This window comes from uncultured Dokdonia sp. (assembly GCF_947492815.1).
GTDB lineage: Bacteria > Bacteroidota > Bacteroidia > Flavobacteriales > Flavobacteriaceae > Dokdonia.
The window spans coordinates 1-461 of the sequence record NZ_CANLOB010000100.1; the positions used below are offsets into that span (position 1 = coordinate 1).

The 461-nt window shown below is 41.0% G+C and carries 1 protein-coding gene; it reads right to left on the reverse strand.

Annotated elements, in window-relative coordinates:
* On the reverse strand, window positions 1-461 hold a 461-nt coding region (locus Q1A01_RS23700), incomplete at both ends, for an Ig-like domain-containing protein (RefSeq protein WP_299686057.1).

The following is a 461-nucleotide window of genomic DNA, read 5'->3' on the forward strand; positions in this document are numbered from 1 at the left end:
TCTACTGGAGTGACTGTTACTGTTACCGTAGCTGTCTCTGTCGTAGTAGATCCATCTGGATTGGTTACCGTTACTGTATAATCAAAGGTATCTTCTCCGATGTAATCAGGATCTGGTGTATAAGTTACTGTTCCATCTGCATTGATCGTTACTGTTCCATTGGCTGGATTAGTAACATCGGTTACCTCTACATCACTGTTTGGATTAAACGTATCATTATCTAATACATCGATATCCACTGGTGTATCCTCTGGTGTCGTAGCTGTATCATCCATCACATCTTCTACTGGAGTGACTGTTACTGTTACCGTAGCTGTCTCTGTCGTAGTAGATCCATCTGGATTGGTTACCGTTACTGTATAATCAAAGGTATCTTCTCCGATGTAATCAGGATCTGGTGTATAAGTTACTGTTCCATCTGCATTGATCGTTACTGTTCCATTGGCTGGATTAGTAACATC